Annotated in this window: 25 protein-coding genes and 2 pseudogenes; 11 read left to right on the forward strand and 16 right to left on the reverse strand. The window is 72.2% G+C overall.

Features of this window, described 5'->3' with window-relative positions; genetic code table 11:
* Positions 1-91: 91 nt before the first annotated feature.
* Positions 92-1,039 carry a GNAT family N-acetyltransferase gene (locus tag ACZ4MF_RS18850; RefSeq protein ID WP_467493096.1) on the reverse strand — a complete coding sequence of 316 codons (948 nt, stop codon included), beginning with the start codon at positions 1,037-1,039 and terminating at the stop codon, positions 92-94.
* 112 nt (positions 1,040-1,151) lie between these two features.
* Positions 1,152-1,391 (reverse strand): annotated as a pseudogene (locus ACZ4MF_RS18855) (ALF repeat-containing protein); the annotation flags it as partial.
* A 320-nt stretch (positions 1,392-1,711) separates the two neighbouring features.
* Here ACZ4MF_RS18855 and ACZ4MF_RS18860 point away from each other — a divergent pair.
* Entirely contained in the window at positions 1,712-2,716 is a 1,005-nt protein-coding gene (locus ACZ4MF_RS18860; RefSeq protein ID WP_467493097.1) for a zinc-binding alcohol dehydrogenase family protein, read from the forward strand.
* 37 nt (positions 2,717-2,753) lie between these two features.
* Here ACZ4MF_RS18860 and ACZ4MF_RS18865 read toward each other — a convergent pair whose 3' ends face one another.
* The 4 genes from ACZ4MF_RS18865 to ACZ4MF_RS18880 all read right to left on the reverse strand — a co-directional run bounded on the left by ACZ4MF_RS18865 (position 2,754) and on the right by ACZ4MF_RS18880 (position 5,406).
* Positions 2,754-3,482 carry an SDR family oxidoreductase gene (locus ACZ4MF_RS18865; protein WP_467493098.1) on the reverse strand — a complete coding sequence of 243 codons (729 nt, stop codon included), beginning with the start codon at positions 3,480-3,482 and terminating at the stop codon, positions 2,754-2,756.
* A 108-nt stretch (positions 3,483-3,590) separates the two neighbouring features.
* A complete protein-coding gene (locus ACZ4MF_RS18870) occupies positions 3,591-4,259 on the reverse strand; it encodes a nitroreductase (RefSeq protein WP_467493099.1) in 669 nt (222 codons plus the stop codon).
* A 158-nt stretch (positions 4,260-4,417) separates the two neighbouring features.
* Positions 4,418-4,783: a MarR family winged helix-turn-helix transcriptional regulator gene (locus ACZ4MF_RS18875; protein ID WP_467493100.1), complete on the reverse strand. Its 366-nt coding sequence runs from the start codon at positions 4,781-4,783 to the stop codon at positions 4,418-4,420.
* A 221-nt stretch (positions 4,784-5,004) separates the two neighbouring features.
* Positions 5,005-5,406, reverse strand: coding sequence for a cupin domain-containing protein (locus ACZ4MF_RS18880; protein WP_467493334.1), 402 nt, complete (start codon positions 5,404-5,406; stop codon positions 5,005-5,007).
* Positions 5,407-5,753: 347 nt separating this feature from the next.
* Between ACZ4MF_RS18880 and ACZ4MF_RS18885 the strand changes: the two are divergent.
* The 3 genes and pseudogenes from ACZ4MF_RS18885 (at position 5,754) to ACZ4MF_RS18895 (ending at position 6,906) form a co-directional block, all read left to right on the forward strand.
* A pseudogene (locus tag ACZ4MF_RS18885) lies at positions 5,754-6,222 on the forward strand (GntR family transcriptional regulator).
* Positions 6,223-6,307: 85 nt separating this feature from the next.
* Positions 6,308-6,787, forward strand: coding sequence for an ATP-binding cassette domain-containing protein (locus tag ACZ4MF_RS18890; RefSeq protein WP_467493101.1), 480 nt, complete (start codon positions 6,308-6,310; stop codon positions 6,785-6,787).
* Positions 6,760-6,906 carry a hypothetical protein gene (locus ACZ4MF_RS18895; RefSeq protein WP_467493102.1) on the forward strand — a complete coding sequence of 49 codons (147 nt, stop codon included), beginning with the start codon at positions 6,760-6,762 and terminating at the stop codon, positions 6,904-6,906. The genes ACZ4MF_RS18890 and ACZ4MF_RS18895 overlap by 28 nt, the downstream gene beginning before the upstream one ends.
* 389 nt (positions 6,907-7,295) lie before the next feature.
* Here ACZ4MF_RS18895 and ACZ4MF_RS18900 read toward each other — a convergent pair whose 3' ends face one another.
* Positions 7,296-8,282 (reverse strand): SDR family NAD(P)-dependent oxidoreductase, encoded by a 987-nt coding sequence (locus tag ACZ4MF_RS18900; RefSeq protein ID WP_467493103.1) that lies wholly within the window; start codon positions 8,280-8,282, stop codon positions 7,296-7,298.
* 87 nt (positions 8,283-8,369) lie between these two features.
* Positions 8,370-9,701 carry a cytochrome P450 gene (locus ACZ4MF_RS18905; protein ID WP_467493104.1) on the reverse strand — a complete coding sequence of 444 codons (1,332 nt, stop codon included), beginning with the start codon at positions 9,699-9,701 and terminating at the stop codon, positions 8,370-8,372.
* Between the two features lie 141 nt (positions 9,702-9,842).
* Between ACZ4MF_RS18905 and ACZ4MF_RS18910 the strand changes: the two genes are divergently transcribed.
* Positions 9,843-10,379, forward strand: a complete 537-nt coding sequence (locus ACZ4MF_RS18910; RefSeq protein ID WP_467493105.1) for a winged helix-turn-helix transcriptional regulator — start codon at positions 9,843-9,845, stop codon at positions 10,377-10,379.
* 73 nt (positions 10,380-10,452) lie between these two features.
* Here the strand turns inward: ACZ4MF_RS18910 and ACZ4MF_RS18915 are convergent, their stop codons facing one another.
* Positions 10,453-11,529, reverse strand: a complete 1,077-nt coding sequence (locus tag ACZ4MF_RS18915) for an LLM class flavin-dependent oxidoreductase (RefSeq protein WP_467493106.1) — start codon at positions 11,527-11,529, stop codon at positions 10,453-10,455.
* A complete protein-coding gene (locus ACZ4MF_RS18920) occupies positions 11,529-12,035 on the reverse strand; it encodes an SRPBCC family protein (protein WP_467493107.1) in 507 nt (168 codons plus the stop codon). The genes ACZ4MF_RS18915 and ACZ4MF_RS18920 overlap by 1 nt, the downstream gene beginning before the upstream one ends.
* 268 nt (positions 12,036-12,303) lie before the next feature.
* Here ACZ4MF_RS18920 and ACZ4MF_RS18925 point away from each other — a divergent pair, with 268 nt between their 5' ends.
* Positions 12,304-13,497 carry a carboxylate-amine ligase gene (locus ACZ4MF_RS18925; RefSeq protein WP_467493108.1) on the forward strand — a complete coding sequence of 398 codons (1,194 nt, stop codon included), beginning with the start codon at positions 12,304-12,306 and terminating at the stop codon, positions 13,495-13,497.
* A gap of 148 nt (positions 13,498-13,645) precedes the next feature.
* On the opposite strand, the gene ACZ4MF_RS18930 is transcribed toward ACZ4MF_RS18925, so the two are convergent.
* The 3 genes from ACZ4MF_RS18930 to ACZ4MF_RS18940 all read right to left on the reverse strand — a co-directional run bounded on the left by ACZ4MF_RS18930 (position 13,646) and on the right by ACZ4MF_RS18940 (position 15,745).
* Complete coding sequence (locus ACZ4MF_RS18930) at positions 13,646-14,710, reverse strand: DMT family transporter (RefSeq protein ID WP_467493109.1); 1,065 nt, start codon at positions 14,708-14,710, stop codon at positions 13,646-13,648.
* Positions 14,707-15,315: a TetR/AcrR family transcriptional regulator gene (locus ACZ4MF_RS18935; RefSeq protein ID WP_467493110.1), complete on the reverse strand. Its 609-nt coding sequence runs from the start codon at positions 15,313-15,315 to the stop codon at positions 14,707-14,709. Before ACZ4MF_RS18935 ends, ACZ4MF_RS18930 begins: the two co-directional genes overlap by 4 nt.
* Positions 15,316-15,376: 61 nt before the next feature.
* The gene (locus ACZ4MF_RS18940) at positions 15,377-15,745 is read right to left on the reverse strand and encodes a VOC family protein (protein WP_356036345.1); all 369 of its coding nucleotides are present in this window, start codon (positions 15,743-15,745) and stop codon (positions 15,377-15,379) included.
* Positions 15,746-16,151: 406 nt separating this feature from the next.
* On the opposite strand from ACZ4MF_RS18940, the gene ACZ4MF_RS18945 reads away from it, so the two are divergent.
* The 3 genes from ACZ4MF_RS18945 to ACZ4MF_RS18955 all read left to right on the forward strand — a co-directional run bounded on the left by ACZ4MF_RS18945 (position 16,152) and on the right by ACZ4MF_RS18955 (position 19,005).
* Positions 16,152-17,747 carry a helix-turn-helix domain-containing protein gene (locus ACZ4MF_RS18945; protein WP_467493111.1) on the forward strand — a complete coding sequence of 532 codons (1,596 nt, stop codon included), beginning with the start codon at positions 16,152-16,154 and terminating at the stop codon, positions 17,745-17,747.
* A 119-nt stretch (positions 17,748-17,866) separates the two neighbouring features.
* Positions 17,867-18,325, forward strand: coding sequence for a cyclic nucleotide-binding domain-containing protein (locus ACZ4MF_RS18950; RefSeq protein ID WP_467493335.1), 459 nt, complete (start codon positions 17,867-17,869; stop codon positions 18,323-18,325).
* Between the two features lie 26 nt (positions 18,326-18,351).
* Positions 18,352-19,005 (forward strand): CBS domain-containing protein, encoded by a 654-nt coding sequence (locus ACZ4MF_RS18955; protein WP_467493112.1) that lies wholly within the window; start codon positions 18,352-18,354, stop codon positions 19,003-19,005.
* A 72-nt stretch (positions 19,006-19,077) separates the two neighbouring features.
* Here ACZ4MF_RS18955 and ACZ4MF_RS18960 read toward each other — a convergent pair whose 3' ends face one another.
* The 3 genes from ACZ4MF_RS18960 to ACZ4MF_RS18970 all read right to left on the reverse strand — a co-directional run bounded on the left by ACZ4MF_RS18960 (position 19,078) and on the right by ACZ4MF_RS18970 (position 22,280).
* Positions 19,078-19,683, reverse strand: a complete 606-nt coding sequence (locus tag ACZ4MF_RS18960; RefSeq protein WP_467493113.1) for an Rv1733c family protein — start codon at positions 19,681-19,683, stop codon at positions 19,078-19,080.
* Between the two features lie 36 nt (positions 19,684-19,719).
* The gene (locus ACZ4MF_RS18965; RefSeq protein ID WP_467493114.1) at positions 19,720-20,421 is read right to left on the reverse strand and encodes a CBS domain-containing protein; all 702 of its coding nucleotides are present in this window, start codon (positions 20,419-20,421) and stop codon (positions 19,720-19,722) included.
* Between the two features lie 137 nt (positions 20,422-20,558).
* A complete protein-coding gene (locus ACZ4MF_RS18970) occupies positions 20,559-22,280 on the reverse strand; it encodes a sensor histidine kinase (protein WP_467493115.1) in 1,722 nt (573 codons plus the stop codon).
* A gap of 245 nt (positions 22,281-22,525) precedes the next feature.
* On the opposite strand from ACZ4MF_RS18970, the gene ppdK reads away from it, so the two are divergent.
* Both ppdK and ACZ4MF_RS18980 read left to right on the forward strand, forming a co-directional pair.
* Positions 22,526-25,213, forward strand: a complete 2,688-nt coding sequence (ppdK, locus tag ACZ4MF_RS18975; protein ID WP_467493116.1) for a pyruvate, phosphate dikinase — start codon at positions 22,526-22,528, stop codon at positions 25,211-25,213.
* Between the two features lie 23 nt (positions 25,214-25,236).
* Positions 25,237-25,689 (forward strand): pyridoxamine 5'-phosphate oxidase family protein, encoded by a 453-nt coding sequence (locus tag ACZ4MF_RS18980; protein ID WP_467493117.1) that lies wholly within the window; start codon positions 25,237-25,239, stop codon positions 25,687-25,689.
* Positions 25,690-25,704 lie beyond the last annotated feature (15 nt).

A 25,704-nucleotide genomic window follows, 5' to 3' on the forward strand; every position in this document is an offset into this window, starting at 1 on the left:
CTCGCAATCCACACCGAACCCAGAGGCCCTCACCTCATTCAAGGACCGCTCAAAGCGTGTCGCCTGTCACCAACGTCCCGGGACAGCACACCTAGCCCCCGGTATTGATGAGCGGCTCGTCGCGTGTGAACGGACGGAACCCGACGCCGTAGTACAGCCCACGTGCCTCGGGATGCCCCGGCGCACCCAGACAGGCGACCGTCATGTGACCGGCACCGGCCTCCCGTGCCAGGTGCATCCCGTGCAGCAGCATCGCGCGGCCCAGCCCGAGCCGCCGGTAGTCCGGATGCGTGCCGACCGGCTCGAATTCGGCGGTCCGGTTCGCCTCGTCGAGCCACATGATCGTCGATGCGGCCATCGTTCCGTCCGGTGCCTCCACCAGGAGGTGCAGGTCGCCACGGTACGGCGGTGTCCGCCGGACGCCCTCGTAGGCCTCGGCCGTGTACGTCGTCGGAGCCCAGGCGTCCACATGAGCCTGGACCGCGGCCCGCGGCCCGGCCTCGTCGGCCGTGCGGAACCGGAAACCGTCCGGCAGCACCGGCTGTTCCAGGACATCGAGGTCCCGCACGTTGAGCTGTGTCCAGGATCCGGTGTCGCCGAGCGAGTCCGGATCGGTGTGATAGCCGTGTGCCGCCCATCGCGTCAGGGCGAACTCATCGGCAGCGGCCGGCACCACCGTGCGCTCGACGCCGGGCGCCACGGCGTCGTACCAGTCGATCGCCTCGTCCACCAGCTCGCGGTGGCCGGGATGGACCTGGTACACCAGACAGGCGCTGGTGATGTCCGCCACCGACCCGTCGCTCCGCCGCGCCCGGTGCGGCAGTCGAGCCCAGCCCCACGCGACCAGATCGGTGCCGGAGAACCACAGCCGACGGAGCCAGCTCCCGCCGGCGCGGGTGTGCCCCTTGCCCCAGATCCAGGCCAGCTCGCCGTACGACGCGTCGCTGTTGACCAGGTCGGGACGGACGGCGGTGACCCGCTGCGCCAGGCTCTGCATGAGCTGTACATCCGCAGCCGTCAGGAGCTCGGAGTCATCCATGGTGCGCCACTGTGCCAGTGCTCGGCGAAGCCGGCGAACCATTTTCCAGGGGCCAGGACCTCAGTGGCCGACGGCCCAACTCCCTTGGCGCAGTTCGCCTTTCCCGGCGGGATCAGCGGGAACGGTGGCGTGCGGCGTCCGCGCTCGTCATGCTCCCCTGGGCGCCCACCTCGTACCGGCCATGCTCCAGGAAGTACCGCAACGCCTCCGGCGAGCCGTCGTCGAGGGCCCGCTCCGCGGCCGTGCGCAGTACCGCGCCGGTGGCCGGATCGGCGAGGATCCGGAAGATCGCCACGCGGTCGTCCTCGGCCCGGGCGAGGCGGTAGCCGGTCTCCAGGAAGGCGCGCACGGCGGCCGGTGTGCCCGCGGAGGCCGTGCACGCCGTGCGCAGCGGCTCCGGCAGCGACGACGTCACGGGCGCCGCGAGCGACCTGGCGACGGAGCAGGGCACCGCCGCCGTACGGGAAGCCATCCCCCGCCGTCGACATCCTCGCCTCACCCCACGCCTCCGCCACGACCGGCGGCGGCGTGCGGGTCGACGGCGGCTACATCGACTCCGTCCTTCCCTGAACCCATCGCCCGCCACGGTGGCACCGGGGCGGTACCGCGCGCCGGCCGTCGTGCTGGACCACACTGGAGGGGCAGGCGTGCACAGGACAGGGGGCACAGCCGATGCGTGCATGGGTGGTGGCCCGGCCGGGGCCTGTCGAGCAGGAGCCGTTGCGGCTCGTCGAGCGGCCCGTGCCGGAACCGGGATCCGGTGAACTGCTCGTGCGGGTGCGGGCGTGCGGTGTGTGCCGTACCGATCTGCACGTCGCCGAAGGTGACCTGCCGGTGCGCCGGGCCGGGGTGACACCCGGCCACGAGGTGGTCGGCGTGGTCGACGGCGTCGGTGCGGGTGTGAGCGGGTGGGCGGCCGGCGACCGCGTGGGGGCGGCCTGGCTGCGCCGCACCGACGGCACCTGCCGGTACTGCCTGCGCGGGGACGAGAACCTGTGCCCCGGCTCCGAGTACACCGGCTGGGACACCGACGGGGGCTACGCCGAGTACACCACCGTCCCGGCCGCCTTCGCCTACAGGCTGCCCGCGGACGTCGACGACGTCGCGCTCGCACCGTTGCTGTGCGCGGGCATCATCGGTTACCGGGCACTGCTGCGGACGTCACTGCCGCCGGGCGGGCGTCTCGGACTGTACGGGTTCGGCGGCAGCGCCCACCTGTGCGCGCAGGTCGCCCTGGCACAGGGAGCGACGGTCCATGTCCTGACCCGCGACGAGTCCTCGCGACGGCTCGCCCTCGACCTGGGCTGTGCGTCGGCCCGCGGGGCCTACGACGAGCCGCCGGAGCCGCTGGACGGGGCGATCCTGTTCGCACCGGCCGGTGAGCTCGTGCCGGTGGCACTGCGGGCACTGGACCGGGGAGGGATCCTGGCGGTCGCGGGCATCCATCTCAGCGATGTCCCGGTGCTGCGCTACGAGAGCGAGCTGTTCTACGAGAAGGAACTGCGCAGCGTCACCTCGAACACCCGGGACAACGGCCGGGACTTCCTGGCACTGGCGGCCCGGTACGGCGTCCGGGCCACCACACATCCCTACCCGCTCTCCGAGGCGCAGCGGGCACTGAGCGATCTGAAGGCGGGTCGCTTCGACGGGGCGGCGGTACTGCTGAACGACCTGTGAACCCCAGCGCGCCACGGATCCAGCGCGGGCGGGGATGTCAGGACAGCCACTCGGTGTAGCTGGTGGGGGCGAGGTGGGCGTTCCTGTCCGTGAGGACGTCGCCTTTGACTGCGGCGAACATGCCGGCCGTGGGGTCGGTGACGACGGTACGCTTGTCGCCCTTGCGGGACAGGGTCATCCGGCCCAACTCGTCCAGGGGGTAGATCTCGGGGCCGGCGACGTTCCGGATGCCGTTCAGCGGGGCGCCCGCGGCTACCTCCGCCACCGCGGCGGCCACGTCCTTGGAGGCGATGGGCTGGATGGGCGTGGCGGGCAGCCGGACGGTGTCGGCGTCGGCCGTCCAGGACAGGACCGCCTCCATGAAGTCCATGAACTGCGTGGCCCGCACGATGGAGTAGGGGATCGGCCCGGCCGCGAGGATCCTCTCCTGGAGCAGCTTGGCGCGGTAGTAGTCCAGCTCCGGCACCTGGTCCACGCCGACGATCGAGAGGACGACGAAGTGGCCGACACCGCCCTTCTGGGCCGCGGCCAGGAGGTTGTCCATCGACGTCTGGAAGAAGGCCAGGGAGGCCTCGTCGAAGGTCGGCGAGTTCGTCAGGTTGACGACGACGTCGGCTCCCGCCACCGCCTCGTCCAGCCCCTGACCGCTGATGATGTCGACTCCGGTGGACTTCGAGTGCGGTACCGCCTCGTGTCCGGCCGCGTTCAGGTCCTTGACGACCTGCGACCCGATCAGACCGGTACCGCCGATGACTGCGATCTTCATGTCATACCTTTCATCCGGATTACGTGCGCAATATGGCATACGGAGCGCCGCGTGGGCGGGGCATGAATCAGCCTGTCGCGCTTGTGGGCCGACCGAGGAGGGGCCGCGTCAGAGTCCGTCGACGAACGTGACCGTCTCGTCGAGCGGCGCCCGGCCCGTGCGCTCACCATGGACCTTGACGTCCTCGTATCCGATCGCCATGCCGCAGAAGAGGACGAGGTTCTCCGGCGGCGACACGACTTCCGCGACGGTCCTGCGGTACTCCGACCACGCCATCTGCGCGCAACTGTGCAGACCTTCGGCACGGAGCAGCAGCATGACGGTCTGCAGGAACATGCCGACGTCGGACCATTGAGCCGGGCCCAGGTCGCGGTCGATGTAGCAGAACAGGGCGGCGGGGGCTCCGAAGCAGTTCCAGTTCTCGGTAGCGGCCCTGCGGCGCGCTTCCCAGTCCTCGCGGGCGATGCCGAGTGCGCCGTAGCGCGCCTTGCCGAAGTCGGATCGGCGCTCGCGGTACGGCGACTTCAGGTCGGGCGGGTACATCTCGTACTCCCGCTCGTCCCAGGGGTCGCCTGCGGCCAGCCGTTCGCCGGCCCGCTTCTTTATCTCGGCCAGCGGCCCGCCGGTCACCACGTAGGCGCGCCATGGCTGGATGTTCGATCCGGACGGCGCCCAGGCCGCGGCGGACAGCACCCGCTCCAGCGTTTCCCTCGGCACGGGCCGGTCGGTGAACGCGCGCACCGCCCGTCGGCTCGTGACGGCGTCATAGACGTCCATGATCGCCCGCCTCCATCCACTCAACGAGTTCAGCTTCGTTACACTCAAGATAGTATCACTCGATACCGTATCGCGCTCAACTATCTCGGCGTGGATCTCGGCTCTCGGTGGTTCGCGCGTCGGAGCCGGCGCGGCCGCAAACCGGCGCGCGGGCGCGCTTACGCCTCGCCGTCCACGGGATGGGCGAGCCGGGTCAGCAGCTCCGTCAGCCGCTCGGGCTCCCCGGCAGCCAGTTCGGCGACCAGACGCTCGGCCAGCGGCTCGGCGGCCACGTGAGCCGCATCGAAGAGTTCGATTCCCTCAGGGGTGATCTCCACTGCCCGCGCCCGCCGGTCCCCCGGAACGGCCTTGCGTACGGCCAGACCCTTGCGCTCCAGGTCGTCCACGACCCGCATGATTCCCGCCTTGTCCGACCCGGTCGCCGCCGCCAGGTCCCGCTGCACCGTAGGTCCGCGGTTGACCAGCACGATCAGCACGGCGAAATGCCGCAACTCGATACCGAGCGGCCGAAGCGCTTCCCCCATCAGCGCGGCCGCACGCCAGTGAGCCCGACGCAGCAACAAGCCCAGAGCGAAGGGCGACTGATCCCCAGGGCGGTCGGTCGCGCGCGGGACGGCGGGTTGACGAGGAGCATTGGCGGCCATGAGGGAACATTACCAGCCATCCGCTCATTCGATACGGTATCGAATGAAACCATATGGGGGTGGCCTTCGCGGGTCCCGAGCCTGTGCGAGCAGGCGGCAGGTCAGTCAGTGGGACGTGGGGCGCGCAGATGGGCTCGCTTCTTCAGTTCGTCCTCGTCGACCAGGGTGAGCATCGGCCGGCCCGGGGCGCACATCATGACCAGGACGAACCTGGTCGGCGTGTCCGACAGGGCGTTGCCGTCCTGGTAGTGGATCACGTCACCGCCGGGCTCCCAGAACGTCTCGCCTGCCTTGATCACGCGCTCCGGCTCGCCCTCCAGCTCCCACCGGACCGCGCCTTCGATCACGTAGCCGAAACAGGGCCCCGAGTGGCGGTGCGGAGGAGTCCCGGGGTCACCGGGAGGCCACTCGACGAGGACGGTCATCCCCGAAGCGCCCTCGGGAATGAACGGCGGCTTGACGTCCGCCAGCATCTTGGGTCCGACCCCGGTCACCGATGCCATCTCGCGTGTCTCGCGCACGGTGCTGCACCTCCTGGCCCCTCTCGCCGGACTCCCGCCCGCAGGGGCCACACGGCACTCCACGGCACTCCGGCCGCAGGTCCGTTCCACCGCCGAGCGGGCAGCGCGCCGGCCTTCCTCGCCTGGACGCCGTTCCGGTTCACCTCACGGTTACAGGCTTTCACACTCACGACCGACGGCATCTCGGGGCGCGACCTCGTCCCGCCGGAGGCTTCGCCCACGACGCTTCACGGGCTCGCGCACCCCTCGGCGTTCGGCATCGCCGTCGGGTATCCGCCACGCCTCCATTGATTCATGAGCAGAAGCATGATGGGGTCGAGGAAGGCGACGTGATCGACTACCGGATCGATCGCGGCAGCCACGTACCGGCCTATGTGCAGATCGTCGAGCAGACCGAACGGGCGCTCCGGATGGGCGTCTTGAAGGTCGGGGACAAGTTGCCCACGGCCAAGCAGGTGGTGGCGGCGACCGCCGTCAACCCCGACACCGTGCTCCCGGCCTACCGCGACATGGAGCAGGCCGGAATGGTCGAACTGCGCCGGGGCCTCGGAACCTTCGTGACGCGGTCGCTCGCCCGGCCCGCCGCGGAGGACGACCCACCGCTGCGCCAGGAGATCACCAGGGTGGGTGGACCGCGCGCGAACCGCGGGGCTGGCGCGGGCCGATGTCCTCGCCCTGGTCACCACGGCCCTGGACACCTACGACAACGAGCACGAGCAGCACAGCCGTACCCCGGGGGACCGGGAACCGAAGAAGGAAAAGGAAGAAGAAGGAGGAGGACGTATGACCGGGGCCTGACGCGCCGGATGCGCTGCGCGCCACGGGACTCGGATTCCGGTACCGGAGGCGGGGCGACTGGGCCCTGCGGGACTGCGAGTTCACCGTGCCCGGCGGTCGTGTCACCGCCCTCGTCGGACGCAACGGCGCCGACAAGACCACCCTGTTGCACCTGGCCGGCGGCCTGCTGCGGCCCGGCTCCGGGGAGCTGCGCGCACTGGACGCCGTACCCGGCACGTCCCGTGGCGGACACCCTCTGAACTCGTCGCGGGACCGGACGACCGCCGAGCGGATCGTTCGCGAGGGCGGTATCCCCCTCCACGCCCGCTTCGGCGAGCTGTCCCCCGGGCGACGCCCTCGCGTCGCGCTCGTCCCGGCCGTCGGCCAACGGCCCGAACTCCTGCTGCTCGACGAGCCGTTGGCCGACCTCGACCCCGCGGCACGGGGCGACATCATGGCGGGCCTGATGGCCGAGGCCGCCGAGCGTGGGATGAGCATCGTGCTGTCCTCGCACGTCCTGCCCGAAATCGAGGAGACCTGCGACCGGGGCTGGTGCTGGTGCCGCGCGACGGCCGCGTCGAGCTGAGCGAGGACGCCTACACGGCGCGCGAGAGCCACACCGTGCTGACCGGACAGCCGACCAGGCAGACGCCCCGACCGCAGAGCACACCGTCGTACGGCGCCGTACCGCCGGCAGACAGCTGACCGCGCCGATACGGAGGCACGGGCCGCTGCGCGGCGACTGGCACATCGACCGAGGCGCCCGCCCCGGACGAGCGGGCGGAGGCGGCGGCCGCGGCGCCCGCCGTCCTCGCCGCCGCGCCGAGCGCCCCACGCACATGGACATACGTGAGGTGGCCGGGTTCATCGCCTCGGGCGCCATCGCGCCGCCGCCGCGGACGACGGTGGCGCAGGGCGCCGCGACCTCGGTGCTGCTGGCGGCATCGCCGACGGTGGAAGGCATCACCGGCCGCTGTTTCGAGGACTGCGCCGAGGCCGAGCCGGTCGCCGGCGTCGAGCCCCACGCCCTGGACGGCTGTGGGCCGGGTCCGAGGATCTCGCCCGGTCGCCGAACCGGCCACGGGTCCGGGAAGTTACACCGGGTCCTCGGCGGGAGCGGCGGGGAACGCGTTGACGCCCGTCAGCTCCGCCGAGAGCTCCCACAGCCGGGCCGCCTGCTCCGGGTCGATCGCCCACTCCTTGACGCCGAGGGGCCCGGCGTCGCCCTCCGGCGCGAGTGCGGCGATGTCGCAGTCCTCCAGATAGACGCCACCGATCCCGTCCAGCTGCGGCGAGGTCGCCGCCCACACCTGGGTGGCCGCACCCTGCGGCGGGGTCTTGAAGCCCTTGGGGTTGAGCACGTTGCCGTCCTCGTCGATCCAGCCCCGCTCGATCATCTCCTCCTTGGGCAGATGCCGCTGGAGCGGGGTGATGATGCCACCGGGGTGCAGGGCGAAGGCCCGGACACCGGCATCGCGGCCGAGCTTGTCGAGCTGGACGGCGAACAGGACGTTGGCGGTCTTGGCCTGACCGTAGGCCTCCCACTTGTCGTAGCCCTGCCGCCAGTGGATGTCGTCCCAGCGGATGCCGGAGAAGTGGTGGCCACGGGAGGAGACGGAGACGACCCGGGCGCCGCCGCGTGCGAGCACGGGCCACAGACGGTTGACGAGGGCGAAGTGACCGAGGTGGTTGGTGGCGAACTGGGCCTCCCAGCCGGGGCCCACCCGGGTCTCCGGGCACGCCATGATCCCGGCACTGTCGATCATGATGTCGATCGTCCGCCCGGAGGCGAGGAACCGCTCGGCGAAGCCGCGCACGCTCTCCAGGTCGCCGAGGTCCAGCTCGTCCAGTTCGACGCCGGAGATGCCGGCCAGTGCCTGTTCGGCCGTGGCCGGGCGGCGGGCGGGCACGACCACGTGGGCGCCGGCCTTGACGAGCGCCCGGGTGGTCTCCAGGCCGATCCCCGAGTAGCCGCCGGTGACGAGGGCGAGCTTGCCCGTCAGATCGATGCCGTGCAGGACGTCGTCGGCGGTGCTGGTGGCGCCGAAACCGGATCCGATCTTGTGCTGTGCAGTGCTCATGTCCGGAACGCTACGAATTCGAGTGCACTCGAAGTCAAGTGGCGCCCTGCGCGCCCCTCGGGAAACCGTCGTCGTACCGCACGCGCCTCACGCGAGTGGCGGTTGCAGGGTGGCGGGTGTGGGGCCGTCCGGGCGGACGGTGATGCCGTACGCGGCCTTCTCGGGGGTGGAGCTGAAGACCGGTGTGTGGTGCGGCAGCAGGTGTTCGAGCAGGACCGTCGATTCCCGGAGTGCGAACTGCATGCCGAGGCAGGCGCGGGGGCCGATGCCGAACGGGTAGTACGCGCCGGGCCGGGAGGGGCGGGCGTCGGGGGCGGTGAAGCGCAGCGGATCGAAGCGGTCCGGATCCGACCACAGTCGGGGATCACGGTGGGTGAGGTACGGGCAGACCAGGATGTCCGTACCCGCGTCGACGGCGTAGCCGACGAGGGTGTCGTCCTCCGTGGCGTGGCGGGGCAGGATCCAGCCGGACGGGTAGAGCCGGAGCGTCTCATGGACGAGAGCCTGGACGGCCTCGCGGCGTCGCTCCGATCCTTCGCCGCCCGCCGCGAGGGCTTGCTCACGGGCAGCGGGATTCGCGTCGAGGAGCAGGTAGAGCCAGGTCAGGGTGGTGGCCGTGGTTTCGTGCCCGGCCACGAGCAGCGTGACCAGTTCGTCGCGGATCAGCCGGTCCGTGTACGCGGGGCGCTCGGCCGAGGCATCGATCAGGACGTGCAGCAGGCCAGGGCCGTCAGGCCCGGTCGACCCGCTGCGCACGGCTTCGATGGCGTGCCGGGCGACCGCGTCGATCCGGGCGAGATCGGCGGCAACGGCGTCCTGGGCGTGGCGGACGTCAGCGGGCAGCGTCGGCAGCGCGGCGGCCACGGAAGCCACGGCGGCCAGTTCACGATCGGTCCCGTCGTCGAGGGGGTGCCCGGTGAGGGAGCGCCAGATGGTGTCCAACGCGAAGCGCCGCATCTCCTGCCCGACGTCGAAGGGCTGTCCGGTACGGGCGTACGCGGCCCAGCGTCCGGCGGTGGTCCGGGCGGCCTCGGTGATCCGCCGTTCGTAGCGCCGCATGCCGGTGGCGGTGAACCGGCTCTGCAGCAAACGGCGTTGCTGCCTCCAGGCGGCACCGGTGGCGGACAGGACCCCGTCGCCGATGAGCAGCCGGGCGCGGTGCGACCGTTTGACGTACCGCTCCGGGTGCCTGGCGAGTACGTGTTGGACCGCCTCCGGGTCGGTGACGAGCACGGTGGGGGCCGGTCCCAGGCGGAACGCGGCGACCCCGCCGAACTGCTCGCGCACCTCGGACAGCAGTTCCACCAGTTCGCCGCCCGCCGCACGCCACCGCTCCACCAGTCCGTGACCGGCTTCGGGGACCGGGCACCCCGCTCCGGAAACGTGTGGAAGGGAGCCGGATCCGGCTTCGATACCCATGCTTCTTCTCCTGGTGTCCTGGTCTCCTGCCCGGCTCGGCTCGCCGAGGCACCAGACGTAGTGTGGGGTGTGTTCCCCGCGATCTCCACGATCACCTTCGCCGGCTGCTGAGTCTCACGAGAAGACTCGTACCATCGCCGTATGAGACGCACGTCGTTCGCGAACTGGCCGTGTTCGGTGGCCAGGACCATGGATCTGCTGGGCGACTGGTGGACTCCCCTGGTGCTGAGAGAGGCCTTCTACGGGATCCGCCGGTTCGACGCGTTCCAGCAGGAGTTGGGCATCGCCCGGAACACGCTGGCGGAGCGGCTGCGCAGGCTGGTGGAGGCGGGCCTGCTGGAGAAGCGGGTGTACGAGACACAGCCCGTGCGCCACGAGTACGTGCTGACCGAGTCCGGTCGCGATTTCTACGGTGTCATCCTCGCTATGACGCGGTGGGGCGACCGGTGGCTCGCGGACGAGGAAGGGGCACCGGTGATCACCCGGCACGAGACCTGTGGTCATGACGCCCACGGCGAAGTGGTGTGCTCGCACTGCAAGGAGCCCCTTGCCTGGGAGAACGTCACCGCCCGGCCCGGCCCCGGCTATCCCCCGCGACTCCTCGACCGGCCGTCCGTCCGGCGGCGTTTCCGGTTGGATGAGTCGAGGGAAGAGGCGCCGGATCCGGACGCCGGGTGAACTCGGCGTGCGGATCCGGCGCTCGCGGGACGCCGATCACAGACGTATGCGGCGCAAGCAAGCGCGCCGCGTGTCAGCCGCTCGGCGACGTCTCAGGGCTCGCGTCGACCTCGCGGACCAGCTCGATCGCCCTGGCCAGGGTGTCCAGCCGGTCGCCCAGGGTTTCTCCGGCCGGATAGAGACGTACAGTCGTGACGCCCGCGTCGCACCAGACCCGTAGCCGCTCGCGGACCATGTCCTCCGTACCGATGAGCGTCGTACCGAGCACCATCCCGTCGGTCACGAGACCGACGGCGCCGTCCCGGTCACCGGCCTGCCACCGCTCGCGCACCTCGGCCGCGACCTCGGCCCAACCCTGGCGGCTGTAGGCGTTGTTGTAGAAGTTGGTGGACGCCGAACCCATGCCGCCCAGGCTGAAGGCGAGTTCCTTCTTGCGTCCGGCGATCATGTGGCCGAGTGCGTCCGCGTCCGGTGCGAAGGCGACTTCGGCGCCCTGGCAGACGTCAAGGTCCGCTCGGGTACGACCGCTGCGGGCCAACCCCTCGTCGAGGTGGGCGAAGTAGGCGTCGGCGGCGCCCTCGGGCACGAAGCTGGTGCCGAGCCAGCCGTCGGCGACCTCGCCGGTCAGGCGGAGCATCGCCGGGGACAGTGACGCCAGGTAGACGGGGATGTCGTACTCGGCGCGCACGGACAGTCGCATCGGGACGGCCTCGCTGCCGGCCAGCGGGATCGTGAACTCCGCGCCGGAATAGGCGAGTCGGCCGCCGTCGAGGACCCGTTTCACGATCTCCACGGTTTCGCGCATGCGCCTGAGCGGCCGGGCGAAGGGCACTCCGTGCAGTCCCTCGATCACCTGGGGGCCGGATGCGCCGAGGCCGAGCAGGAAGCGTCCGCCCGACAGGTTGGAGAGGGTGACGGCGGTCTGTGCGACGGCCGCCGGCGTCCGTGTGCCCAGTTGCATCACGCCGGACCCCAGGAGCAGCCGGTCGGTTCGTGCCGCGTAGTAGCCGAGGGCCGAGGGCGCGTCGGAGCCCCACGCCTCGGCGACCCAGCAGATGTCCAGACCCAGTTTCTCGGCCTCGACGACGAAGTCCGCGTGGCCGGACCAGGATTCCCCGCCCGAGGCCTCGATGGTGGTGGCCGTCCGCATCACGCCTCCGCCCGCTGCTTGATCTGCGCCAGCGTGTGCGTCATGGCGCGCTCGAACTCGCGCATGCGCACGAAGACGATCTTCTGTTCCTTCTCCGGCATCCGGTCGATCGCCATGGACAGCCCGGAACGCCCGGGTCCCAATTGCATCCACTGCGACAGTTCCGTCCCGCCATCCCTGGGCCGAAGCCGGAAACGCCAGACCGCGGAGGGATGGGCCGGATCCTCCACCGCCCAGGCGAGGACGGAACGCGGTTCACACTCGATGACGTGGGACGTCGTCTCCCACGTGCCGAGCGCCCCGTGCTCACTGCGGCCGACGAACCTCGCCCCCACCACGGGACCGGCGGCCCCGTCGAGCCACTCCACGGACCGGAGCTCCTCACTCATGCCCGGCATCAGCTCGATGTCGCTGACCATGGCCCACACCGTGTCGGGTGAGGCGTCGATCCATACCCGTACCTCGGTCGTGGGTGTGTCCGCGTAGCACGCGCCCGTCCATTCCAAGACCGCCCGCCTCCTCGTCAATTGCCGCACTGACCTCCAGAGTTGCTTTACGAGACTTACATGTCAAGGACTCGGGTCCACGGATGACGCCCGTGGGCGGACACCGGCCGGCCACGGGGCCGGGCCGCTGTGCCCGGACCGTACGAGCCAGGCCGGACCAGTGTTCCGCCGGCACGGAACCGGGGTTCTTCGGCCATCTGCCGCTTCGTTCGCGGCGTTTCCCCCTCGCGGCGGGAGCCCGGCGGTCGCCCGGTGAAGGATCCCGACTGTGGAGAGCCGAATATCCCGCAGCGAGAGATCACCCGCCCCCGAGACCGGCAGCGGGCCGGTGGCAAGGGTGAGGGGGCCGTTGTTGACGGTGGGGGTGGAGGAGGAGTTCCTCCTCGTCGATCCGCGGACGCGGCTGCTGATGCCGGTGGCCGCGCCGGTCATCGCGACCGCCGAGGCCAGGCTCGACGACCGGGTCGCCCCGGAGCTGACCCGCTATCAGGTCGAGACGCGCACGGACCCCCACCGGGATCTGGGCACGCTCGCCGAACAGCTCTATGCCAACCGCCTGCACCTGTCCCGCGCGGCCTCCGCCCACGGGGCCGGGCTGGTCTCCAGCGGCACCCCGGTCCTCTCCCCCGCGGGTGCCCCGCCGTTCATGCCCGGTGACCGGTACGAGCGCAGTGCGCGAGCCTTCGGCGCGCTGGACGAGGAGCAGGTGTGCTGTGCGTGTCACGTCCACGTGGGGATGGACAGCCGTGCGGAGGCCGTCCGGGTCAGCAATCATCTGCGGGCCTGGATCGCGGTGCTGATCGCGGTGGCGGCGAACTCGCCGTTGTGGGGCGGGCGGGACACCGGCCACGCCAGTTGGCGCACTGTGTGCTGGGCGCGCTGGCCGGCCGCCGGGCCCCCGCCGTACTTCGAGTCCGCCGATCACTACGACGACCTCGTCGCCACCCTGATCGGCACCGGTGTGGTACTCGACGCAGGCGGGATCTACTGGGACATCAGGCCCTCCCACCACCTGCCCACCCTGGAGGTGCGGGTCGCCGACGCGGCCCTGACCGTGGACGACACCGTACTGTTCGCCGCCCTGGTTCGCGCGGCGGCCGCCACCGCACTGGCCGAAGTCCGCTCCGGTCGGTCCGCCCCACGCCCCGACCCCCATCTGCTGCGCGCGGCATCGTGGCATTCGGCCCGCGAAGGCCTTACGGGTACGGCCCTCGACCCGGTCTCCCGCCTGCGCACGCCGTCCTCGCGCCGGATGCGCAGCCTGCTGGACTGGATCCGCCCCGCGCTCGACCGGCACGGCGACAGCGCCCTGTTCGACTCCCTGCTCTCCCGGCTCGACCTGCACGGCACCGGCGCGGTCCGGCAGCGCGCCGCTCTGCGGCAGCGGCGGCGCCCGACCGACACCGTCGACTACCTCATCGCCCACACCCTGACGGCGCCGGGCGGCGGTGGCCGGGGGTGACGGCACCCGGGCACCGCGGGCCGCCGACGGGCGGTCCGCCGGGCGCCACGGCCGAGGGCATGAGGCGGACGCTCACCGCGGAGACGGTGGTGCACGCCGCGTCCTACCGGGGCGGGCACCGGAGGGGCGCCCGGACAGGGCCGTGGCGCTACCCGCCGCCGGCGCGGCCGACCAACTCGTCTCGCGCTTCCTCGGACAAGGGCGCGCTCTCGCGGTGCGGCACTCCGTCCGGGCCCGCCGGGAGGCGGTCGCGGCCCGGAGAAGCCGGGCCGTCGTCGTCCGCTTCCCGCGCCGCCGCCCGGCGGGACGGCACGGTGAGCACGGCGAGACAGCAGACGACCAGGGCGATGCCGATCCAGCCCGGCACGGGGATGCGTTCACCGACGACCAGGACGGCCAGTACGGCGGCGACGGCGGGCTCCAGCAGCGACAGCGTGGTCGCGGTGCTCGCCGGCACGTGCGCCAGACCCCAGCCGAACAGGACGTAGCCGAGGAACATGGGCACCAGGGACATGTAGGCGCCGACGGCCGTGTTGGACCACGAGTCGAGGAGCGGACCGCCGGTCGCCAGCAGTACCGGCATGAGCAGCAGGCCGCCCGCGCCGAACACGGCGCCCATGGCGGCGCGGGAGCTGATACCCCGGCTGATCAGGCGGTGGGCGGCCCAGGAGTAGAGGGCGTAGGTGCAACCGGCGACCAGGCCGAGCCCGACGCCGAGCACGGTCGACCCCGCGGATCGGGCACCGGTGTGCTCACCGGCCGCTTCGGCCACGCACAGCAGCGTCGTACCGGACAGGCCCAGCACCGCACCGACCGTCCAGCGGCGCGTGAGCCGGCGCTTGTCCACGACGCGTTCGACGAGGGCCGAGGCGAGCGGGGCCGAACCGATCGACACCACGGTTCCGGCGGCGACTCCGGCCAGACGCATGGAGCTGTAGAAGGCCAGCGGGTAGACGCCCACCGCCAGGGCGCCGAGCAGCACCGCACCGCGACGCTCGCGCAGCGCTGAGGCCTCCCCGGCGATGCGGGGGCCGGCCATGACGGCTTGGAGCAGGCCGCCCAGACCCATCGCGGCGGCGCCGATCGCGAGGGGACCGACGTCGGGGGCGAAGGTCGCGGCGGTGCCGGTGGTGCCCCACAGCACGGATGCCAGCAGCACGCAGAGCGAGCCCATGCCCACCGAGCGGGCCGGGCGTCCGGCGGGCCGCGTCACAGCCGGTCCAGGAGGGCGGCTGCCATGGTCCGCGCGTGCTGCAGGCGGGTGTCCACACCCTCCAGGCCGGCCCGGGCCATCGCGCCCTCCAGGAGGAACGCGAGATGCTCCGCCGCCGCACGCGCCTCCTCGGGGCGGTCGGGCAGGAGTTGCTCCAGGTGTCCGGCGATCAGGGACTCGACCTGCTCCTTGTGCCGGCGCACGACGGCGCGCCCCTCGTCCCCGGCGGGCAGTTCGGCGGCGGCGTTGAGCAGGCCGCAGCCCCGGAACCCGTGCTCGTAGGCGAAGGCCGCGTGATCGGCATACGCGTCGAAGACGGCGAGCACGCTTTCGCGGGCGCCCCGGGCCTCTTCCAGGCGGCGCCGGTACAGGCCGAGCCACTCCTCGTGCCGCGCGTCGAGGTAGGCCCTCACCAGGTCGGACTTGGACGAGAAGTTGTTGTACAGGCTCATCTTCGCCACGCCCGCGTCCGCGGTGATCGTGTCGATGCCCGTGGCGGACACGCCGTCCGCGTAGAAGCGGCGGGCCGCGGCGGCGAGCAGCCGTTCACGCGCCGGCCGCCGCCTCTCTTTGGACCGTGCTGCCGCACCGCCGATCTCGCTCATGACGACCTTTCCCTCAGATTAGGTAGACCAGTCTACCTAATCTGCTCGGGCGCCGTACGGGTCAGGTGAGGGGTTCGAGGAATTCGAGCCGGTTGCCGACCGAGTCCGTGCTGTAGAAGCGGCGATGACCGGGGAGGGTGTCGTCCCAGACCACCGGGGCGCCGTGCGCCGCCAACCGCCCGGCGAAGGCGTCGATGTCCTTCACCCGAAGTCCCGGGTGGGCCTTCTTGGCCGGGCGGAAGGGCTCCTCGATGCCCAGGTGGAGCTGGACGCAGCCGTCGGCGGTCGCGAACCAGACGCCGCCGCGCCTGGCCAGCACCGGTGGCTTGGGAATCTCGACCAGGCCCAGCGCATCGACGTAGAAGGACCGCAGGCGGTCCTCGCTGGAGGGCGGTGCGGCGAGCTGGACGTGGTCGAGAGCGACAAGCATGGGGAGCGGCCTCCGGTGAGCAATGTGTCGGATGTGGTTCGGGCCGGCCCGGGGCGCGGGGACGGTGCCCCGGGACGTACCGAATGAGTCGGGGTTTCAAGGAGCGGACCGGTCCGCGCGCGGCGGGCGGTACACCCCAACTCGTCGGCGCCTTGGCACTTCACGGCGTCTTCCCGGTGGCCTGTGTCCGCGAAGACGCCTCACCGAACGAGATGCCTCTTCAAACCTTCAGCAGCATAGCCACTTAATTGCGCAATCGTGCAATTGACTGGCGAAACCCGGCCCCGAGGAATCGGCGCATTACGGCTTGCGCGTGCCGGACCGCACGGCGAGCCCGTTGTTCACCTCCGTCGGCACCCGGCTACTCTCTGGCCTGACCGACTCGGATGTCTCTCGGGGGAGTGACATGCACGGTGACGATCCGCGTACCGCCACGGCAACGGCCGAACGGACCCGACGGGCCGAGGACGTGCTGAACATGCAGCGTGCCGCCCGAAAAGGCGGCACCGCGCGACTGCTCCGCTGGCTGGCGGGCCGTACCGGGGCCGCCGCCCTCCTGGTCGACCGCTCGGGCGTCGTGACGTCCCCGCTCCGGTTCCCCCTCGGCAGGGCGGAGCACGTTCTCGTACGGCACGGGGTACGGGAGATCACCGCACGGGGGCTCAAGTCCCTGGTCATCGACGAGGAGGACCTCGTGTGCTTCGTCCTTCCCCTCGACGGCCCGCCGGGCGTCCGCACACCGTTCCTCGCCGCCGTGCTGCGCGGGCCGACGCCGCCCGGTCTGCGGCTCCTGCTCGCGGACGCCACGTCCTGTCTGAGCCTGTGCTGGCAGCTGGAGCACGCCCGGCGGCAGCAGCGGTCGCTCCGGCTCGCCGATGCCCGGACGCGCGAGGCCGTCCTGCATCTGCTGATGAACGGTCAGGTGAGCGCCGCACGCCAAGTCGCCGGGGCGCTGCGCCCCGCACTGCCCGACGTGATGCGGTTGTACGTCGTCGAGGGACCGTCCGCGATACGCCGCGCGGTGGCGGACGCGTTGGCCGCCGCGGTCGACGACGCGTGGGTCGTGCCGTGCCCCGTGTACGCCGATCACCTGGCGGTACTGGAGCCCGCCGGTCCCGAGGCGCACCCCGGCATCGCCACCGAGCCGGTCTGGCTGCGCTCCGTGACGGACACCTGCTGGATCGGAGTGAGCGACCCGCTGCCGTTACGCGACACCGCCACCGCATACGCCCAGGCCTTCCACGCGCTGGCCGCCGCACGCCAACGCGCCGAACGGCACGCCTCGTTCGCGGCCGACCCCGACCTGGCGCTCACCATCGGGCCCCCCGCGGAGGCCTGGGCCGCGGTCCTCCTCGCGCCGCTGCGCACCCACTCCGCACGGCGCTCACAGGACCCGGACGGCAGGGAACTACTGGCCACCGCGGCCTCCTGGCTCAGCTTCTCCTCCCGTGCGACGGCCCACCTGAAGATCCACCGCAACACCCTGACGGCGCGCCTCACCCACGTCCAGAGACTGCTGGGCCTCGATCTGAACCGCCTCCACGACCAAGCCGCGCTGGCCCTCGCCCTCCGCGCCATCGCCGCCGGCATCCCGCCCGGCCCGCAGCCCCGCGCGACGGACCCCGTGAGGACGGCGCCCTCCTTGGACGAACTCCTCGCACTTCCCCACGTCGTGGCCTGGGCACAACGCCAGTTCCGCCCGTTACTGACGCCCGGCGTCCCGGAATGCACCGCGCAGACGCTCACCACCTGGCTGCGGCTCGACGCACGCATCGGCCCGACGGCCGCCGCGCTGTCCCTGTCGACGTCCGCGGTACGCAAACGCCTCGCCCGGAGCGAGGCCCTGCTCCAACGCTCCCTGCTGCGCTCCCCGAGCGCCGTCCACGACCTGTGGCTCGCACAACGGGCCCTCGACCTGGCTGAGAGGCGCCGGGCAGGGCGCACGGGCGGAACCGGAGGCTCGCACTCCGTTGCTCCGGAACCCTCACCTGCCGCACCGTGAGGCGCCCTTGGGCCGCGCGGCATGGGCCGAAGGGCCCCGGGCCGGGTCCTGGCGGCCCGTGGCGGCGAACGCCGAAGGCGCCGAGGCTGGAGGTGACCGCCATGAAGGGAGCCGGTGCGATGGCCTCCGCGACGACCTTGAACTCAGCTCTCGACCCCGCGTACCGCGAGCGGCTGATGCAGCTCGCCCGCGAGGTCTCCTTCGAGGCCGGGACCCGGCTGTTCGAGGAGGGCCGGCGTGCCGACCGCTTCTGGATCGTGCGCTCCGGCACCATCGCCCTCGATCTGCACGTGCCCGGCCGCCGTGCCGCCGTGATCGAAACCCTCGGACACGGCGAACTCGTCGGCTGGTCCTGGCACTTCCCGCCGTGCCTCTGGCACCTGGGTGCGGAGGCGACGAGCCCGGTGCGGGCCTGGGAGTTCGATGCCGAGGCGGTACGGACACGGTGCGCCGAGGACGCCGCGTTCGGCCGGGCGATCGCGGCCTGGGTCGGACAGGTGGTCGCCCAGCGCCTGCACGCGTCCCGGGTCCGTCTGCTCGATCTGTACGCCCCCTACGGCAGCGGAGAGCCGGCGTAGCCACCCGGCCCTTCGAGGAGGAGACCATGGAGACCACCCCGCACCGGGTCAGTGACGTGATGACCCGGGCCGTCGTCGCGGTGGGCCGCAGGGCCCGGTTCAAGGACATGGTCGAGCACATGGAGCAGTGGCAGGTCAGCGCGCTTCCGGTGCTGGAGGGCGACGGCCGGGTGATCGGGCTCGTGTCCGAGGCCGATCTGCTGCCCAAGGAGGAGTTCCGGGGCAGCGACCCGGACCGGTTCACCCAGCGACGCCGGCTGGCCGACCTGGCCAAGGCCGGGGCGGTGACCGCCGAGGACCTGATGAGCGCGCCGGCCGTCACCGTGCACGCCGACGCCACGCTCGCCGAAGCGGCGCGCATCATGGCGCTGCGGCACGTCAAGCGGCTGCCCGTGGTGAACGCCGAAGGCATGCTCGAAGGCGTGGTGAGCAGGGCGGATCTGCTGAAGGTGTTCCTGCGCCCGGACAACGAACTCGCCGACGAGATCAGGCGTGACATCGTCGACGTGCTGTTCCCGGCGCCGGTCGAGCCCGTGCACATCACGGTCGTCGACGGTGTCGCGACGCTGACCGGTCGGGTCCAGGACGTCACGGACATTCCGCTCGCCGCCCGGCTGGTGCGTGGCGTCGAGGGCCTGGTGGGCGTGGACTGCCGGCTCACCGCGGCCGGGGAGGGGTGATCCGGAGACAGACGTCGAGCGGGGCCGACGGCACCTTGTCGTCGGCCCCGTGGGCCATGGCCACCCCGCCGTTCAGCCTCTGCCCCCGCCGCCCCCGCTCCCGCCGCTCAGGTTCCCCCACCGCGGTCCGATCCGCTTCCACTCCTCGTCCCATTCGGCCATGCGCCGCCGGATGAGCCGCGTACGGACCGCCCAGCCCGTGCCCCAGGCCGCGGCGCCGACGGACACGGCGACGAGGGCGCCTGTCATGCCCGCCTCCAGCGTCGCAGCGGCACCGGTGACCGGTGCGGACACCACCCGGTCCCTCGGGTCCGTCCATATCGTGATCCGGGTGCCCGCCGGAGCTCCCGGGGAGACCTTCGCCCGGCCCGTGTGCGCCGAGCCGTCCGCATCGGTCCACCGGACGGCGGCCCACACCCTGCCGTCGTCGTGTCCGCCGGCGCCGACCGGGGTGCGTGCCGCCGCGTCGGTGAGGACGGCGTGCACCGCGTGCACGCCGAGCGAACGGTCGACGCTCTGCGCGGCCGCCGCCCCGGCGACGCCTCCGGCCAGGATCGTGAGCATCCAGATGACGAGCACGACCCAGCCTTCGACGACGTCGCTGTGCCGCCGCAGCGGGTTGCGGCGCCAGCGCCACAGCCGCACCGGGCTGACGGTCGCGGGAGGTGTCCCAGTCATCGTCGCCGCCTCCTGCCCTGTGCCGGCGGCTCCGCGTCACGCCGTGCGGGCCCGGCCGGTGCCGGGGAGGCCGGGGTCGAGGTCCGGGTGCCGGGGCGGGCCGGTCAGTGCGCACCGCACGTCGACCACGCCCGGCACGGTCCGCGAGAGCCGGGCGACCAGCGGGATCAGGAAGGTCTCGCGGACCCGCCCGGAGAGTGCGACGACGCCGTCGTGCACCTCGACCCGGACCGTGTCCGCGCGCGGGCCGAAGAGCCGTACGACGACGTCGCGCCGTACCTCCTCGGCGATGTCGACGTCCGCGCGCAGGAAGACCTTCAGCAGGTCGGAGCGGCTGACGACACCCTTCAGGGCGCCGTCGAGGCCGACGACCGGAAGCCGTTTGACGCCGGTGCGGGCCATGAGGCGCGCGGCGTGGGCGAGGGGGGCGTCGGCTCGCACGGTGACGGCCGGGGCGGTCATCAGCTCACCCGCGGTCACCGCGTCCGCCTTGTACGCGTCGGCCGCCCGCTCCGGTTGCCCGTACCGTCCGCTGACGTCGTCGCTGTACTCCTCCTTGGGCAGCAGATCGGCCTCGGACACGACGCCCACGACCACTCCGCCGTCGTCCAGGACCGGGAGAGCGCTGACCCGCCACTCATGCATGGCCTGCACGATGTCCTTGAAGACCGCGCCGGTGCGCAGGGCGACGACCCGGTGGGTCATCACGTCGTTCACGACGGTCGGAGTGCCGTTCATGGCATCCTCCATGGGCTCGGCTGCCGTCCCGGGACACCTTCAAGGCTGCGACGCCCGGGCCGTCCGCGTCATGGGCCGAGTGGGCCCGACACGCCGCCCCCTCGGCCCCGTCGGCCGCGCACTCCGTGGCGCGCTGCCTAGCTCAGGGGCGGGAGCGGAACGTGCCACTCCAGTACGGTTCCACCGCTCGCGGGGCCGCTGATGTCCAGTGTCCCGCCGAGTTGTTCCGCCCGCTCGGCCATGTTGCGCAGCCCGCTGCGCCGGCCGCCGGCCGCGATGCCCACGCCGTTGTCCGAGACCTTCAGACGCACCTCGCGGCTGTCGGTCGTGAGCGCCACGTCGGCCCGGTCGGCGTGCGCGTGCCGGGCGATGTTGGTCAGCGCCTCCGAGAGCACGGCCACGACATGGTCGGCGAACTCGCGCGGCACATCGGTGTCGAGCAGGCCCTCCATGCGCACGCTGGGCGCGAAGCCCAGCACCTGCGCGGCCTCGCCGACCACCTGGACGACCCTGGCCCGCAGGCCCTCGGCCGCGGTGGTCTCGCGGGCCCGCAGGCCGAAGATCGCCGACCTGATGATCTTGATGGTCTCGTCCAGGTCGTCCACGGCCCGCAGCACCCGCTCGGAAGCCTCGGGGTGCTCGATGAAGCGGCCCGCGCTCTGGAGGGTCATGCCTGTGGCGAACAGCCGCTGGATGGCCAGGTCGTGGAGATCGCGGGCGATCCGGTCGCGGTCCTGGAGGACGGCGATCTGCTGGGCGTCCTGCCGGCGTTCGGCCAGTTCCATCGCGATCGCGGCCTGTGCGGCGAAGCCGCGCAGCATCTCCGTCTCCTTGCCCGAGTAGACCGGCCGGCCGGTCTCACGGCACAGCAGCACCACGCCGCGCGCGCCGTCGTCGCCGGTGCCGATGGGGATGGCCACGGCGGGGCCGAGCCCCTGAAAGCGCGAGGGTTCGGACGAGACCCGCTCGTCACGGGTGACGTCGTCGCTGGTGACCGGGGCGGCGGCGGAGAACGCCAGGCCCATCAGCGTCCGGTCCAACGGCAGCACCAGTCCCCGGTGCGCCTCCGCGTCCACGCCGACGGCGATCTCCACGTTGAGCAGCCCACTGCCCGCGAGCGGCATGGCGACCGCGGCGAGGGCGGAGCCGGAGATCTCCCGGGCCCGTTCCGCGATCAGGTTCAGCGCCACGGTGCGGTCGCTGCCGGACATCAGGCTGTAGGTGATGTCCGCGTTCGCCCTCAGCCAGCGCTCGCGCAGCCGGGAGTCCTCGTACAGGCGGGCGTTGTCGATGGCGACACCGGCGGCGAACGCCAGCGTGGACAGGACCGATTCGTCCTCCTCGTCGAACTCCACCCCGCCGCGCTTCTCGGTCAGGTACAGGTTGCCGAAGACCTGGTCGCGCACCCGGATCGGAACGCCCAGGAAGCTGTTCATCGGCGGGTGGCGGGCCGGAAAGCCGTACGAGGCGGGGTGCTGGGAGATCTTTTCGAGGCGCAGGGGTTCCGGGTGGCGGATCAGCTCCCCGAGGATGCCGTGCCCCTCGGGGAAGGGGCCGATCTCGGCGATCTGCTCGTCGCTGACCCCGACGGTGTGGAAGGCCGACAGGGTCCTGCCATCCGGGCCGATGACGCCGAGGGCCGCGTACTCGGCGTCCACCAGGGTCGCGGCGGCCTCGACGATGGAGCGCAGGGCCTGTTCCAGGTGCAGGTCGCGGCCGACGGCGAGGACCGCTCCGAGCAGGCTGTGGACGCGGTCCCGGGTGCCACGGACAGCGTCGATCCGGGACTGCAGTTCCGCCAGCAGCTCGTCGAGCTTCAGCTGCGGCAGCAGGTCGCGGGGCTTGTCGGGAGATCCCACCGTGCTCCTCCCGCTCCCTCGGTTCACGGACCCTGCTCCGACGGGTCGTGTCCACCGTATCCCGCCCCGGCGCGGGGCGGCACACATGGTCGCGGCAACCGGCCACCCTGCCGCAACCGCCCGGCCCGCCCGCACCGGCCGTGGGCCGAACGGCCCGGTCACCGGGACGGTGGGCACCTCCCCCGCCGACCGGTCCGGACCGACGCTGGAGGGGTACGCAGACCGTACGGCCGAGGAGCTGCGCCATGGTTCGTTACGTGTACGACTTCCGGGACGGCGACCGGGCCATGGCCGACCTGCTCGGCGGCAAGGGCGCGAACCTGGCCGAGATGACCCGGCTGGGGCTGCCGGTGCCGCCGGGGTTCACCGTCACCACCGAGGCCTGCCGCGTGTTTCTCGCCACCGGTGCGGAGCCGGACGGCATGGTGGAGGAGGTGTCCCGGCACCTGTCGGCGCTGGAGGGGGCCACCGGTCGGCTGCTGGGGCAGCCCGACGATCCGCTGCTGGTCTCCGTGCGTTCCGGCGCGCGCTTCTCCATGCCCGGCATGATGGAGACGGTCCTCGACATCGGTCTGACCGACGCCTCCGTGCCCGGCCTGGCAAAGGTGTCCGGAAACGAGCGCTTCGCCTGGGACTGCTACCGCCGGCTCATCCAGATGTTCGGCAGCACGGTGCTCGGCGTGGACCCGGCCCTGTTCGACCAGGCCATGACGCTGTTCAGGGATACGGGGGAGACCCCCGACGGCCTCCGTCCGGACGCCTTCGGCCTCGCCCGGCTGGTGGAGACGTACAAGGACCTCGTCCGCGACAAGACCGGCCGTGACTTCCCGCAGTCCCCCGCCGAGCAGTTGCGGCTGGCGGTCCGCGCGGTGTTCCGCTCCTGGAACGCCGAGCGGGCCCGCCTGTACCGGCGGCGCGAGCGCATTCCGGACGACCTCGGTACGGCCGTCACCGTGCAGCGCATGGTGTTCGGCAACCTCGGACCCGACTCCGGCAGCGGCGTCGCCTTCACCCGCGACCCGGCCACCGGACAGCCCGGCCTGTACGGCGACTATCTGCCGAACGCGCAGGGCGAGGACGTCGTCGCCGGCGTACGCGACACCGTGTCCCTCGCCGAGCTGGAGCGGCTGGACCCGCGTTCCTACCGGCGGTTGCGCGACCACGCGCAGACGCTGGAGCGGCACTACCGCGACCTGTGCGACATCGAGTTCACCATCGAGCGCGGCACCCTGTGGATGCTGCAGACCCGGGTCGGCAAACGGACCGCCGAGGCCGCTTTCGCCATCGCCGCGGAGCTGGTCGGTGAGGGGCTCGTCACGGCCGACGAGGGGCTGCGCCGGGTGGACGGTGACCAACTCGGCCGGCTGATGTTCCCCCGTTTCGACACCCGCGCGGCCGGCCCGGAGATCGCCCACGGTGTACCGGCCTCGCCCGGTGCGGCGGCCGGTGCGGCCGTCTTCGACTCCGCGGCGGCGGTACGGCGTGCCGCCGACGGTGAGCCGGTGGTGCTGGTGCGCGAGGAGACCACCCCCGAGGACCTGCCCGGCATGGTCGCCGCCCGGGCGGTGCTGACCGGCCGGGGCGGCAAGACCAGTCACGCGGCCGTCGTCGCCCGTGGCATGGGCCGCGTCTGTGTGTGCGGCGCGCAGGACATCACCGTCGACGGCGAGGCCCGGCGCTTCACCACACGTGACGGCACGGTCGTCGAGGAGGGCACCGTGGTCTCGGTGGACGGCTCCACCGGTGCCGTGTACGCGGGGTCGGTGCCGCTCGTCGCCTCCGCCACGATGCGGTATCTGGAGTGCGGCGAGCAGGCGGACTGTCTGGTCGCCGCGGTCGCCCGGGCCCTGGAACACGCCGACGCGGTACGCCGGTTGGAGGTACGGGCCAACGCCGACACCGCCGAGGACGCGGCGCGGGCCCGGCGGTTCGGGGCGCAGGGCATCGGGCTGTGCCGCACCGAGCACATGTTCCTGGGCGAGCGCCGCACGCTGGTCGAGGAGATGATCCTCGCTCGGACCGAGGAGGAACGGGACCGGGCCCTGGCGGTTCTTCTCCCGCTCCAGCGGCAGGACTTCACGGACATCCTCCGGGCGATGGACGGCCTGCCCGTCACCGTCCGGCTCCTCGACCCGCCGCTGCACGAGTTCCTGCCCGAGCGCACCGAACTCGCCGTCCGCGTCGCCGCCGCCGAGGCCGCGGGACGCGGGACCGACCCGCACGACGTGGAGTTGCTCGCCGCGGTCAACCGGATGCACGAGGACAATCCGATGCTCGGCCTGCGCGGCGTACGGCTCGGGCTCGTGGTCCCCGGGCTCGTGGCGATGCAGGTGCGAGCGGTGGGCGAGGCGGTGGCCGAGCGGGTGCGCGAGGGCGGCTCGCCCCGGGCGGAGATCATGGTGCCCCTCGTCGGTTCGGTCGAGGAGCTCCGGCTCGCCCGCGCGGAGGTGACGCGGGTGCTGGCCGAGGTCGGCGAGGAGACCGGCGTGCCTCTCGACTGCCCCGTCGGCACGATGATCGAGCTGCCCCGGGCCGCGCTCACGGCGGGCCGGATCGCCGAGGAGGCCGAGTTCTTCTCCTTCGGCACCAACGATCTCACCCAGACCACCTGGGGCTTCTCCCGCGACGACGTCGAGGCCGCGTTCTTCTCCGCCTACCTCGACAAGGGCGTCTTCGCCGCCTCGCCCTTCGAGACGCTCGACCGCGAGGGTGTGGGCCGGCTGGTCCGGATCGCCGTCGAGGAGGGCCGTGCGGTCCGGCCGGAGCTGCAGACCGGTGTGTGCGGCGAGCACGGCGGCGACCCGGAGTCCGTCCACTTCTTCCACCGCGTCGGGCTGGACTACGTCTCCTGCTCGCCGTTCCGGGTCCCGGTGGCCCGCCTGGAGGCGGGCCGGGCCGCGCTCGGCGGGAGCGGCGGCGGGGACACCAGGTGAGACCAGGTGAGCGGAGACCGGCCATGATCCCAGGCACCGAGCGCGTACGCCGCCGTATCGACCTCGACCGGGTCGAGGCGCTGCGGTTGCTGGGCAGCGTGACCCTGGGCAGGATCGTCCTCACCCGCCAGGCCCTGCCGACGATCCACCCGGCCAGCCACGTCCTGGACGACGGCGACATCGTCATCCGCACCCACGAGGGCGCGGCACTCACCGCGCACGCCGGGCAGAGCGAGGGCGAGGGGGTCGTGGTCGCCTACGAGGCCGACACCATCGACCCGGTCACCCACCTCGGCTGGAGCGTGGTGGTCACGGGGTACGCCCGCCTCGTCACGGCCCCCGGTGAAGTGGCCCGTCTGCGCGCCCTGTTGGAGCCCTGGGCGCCGCATCCCGGCACGGACCACGCGGTGCGCATCCGTCCCGAACTGGTCACGGGCGTGCTGCTCACCGACGCCGGCCGGCATCGGGAACCGTGATCCTTGTGCGGCGTG

The organism is Streptomyces sp. NPDC025793 (genome assembly GCF_055558375.1).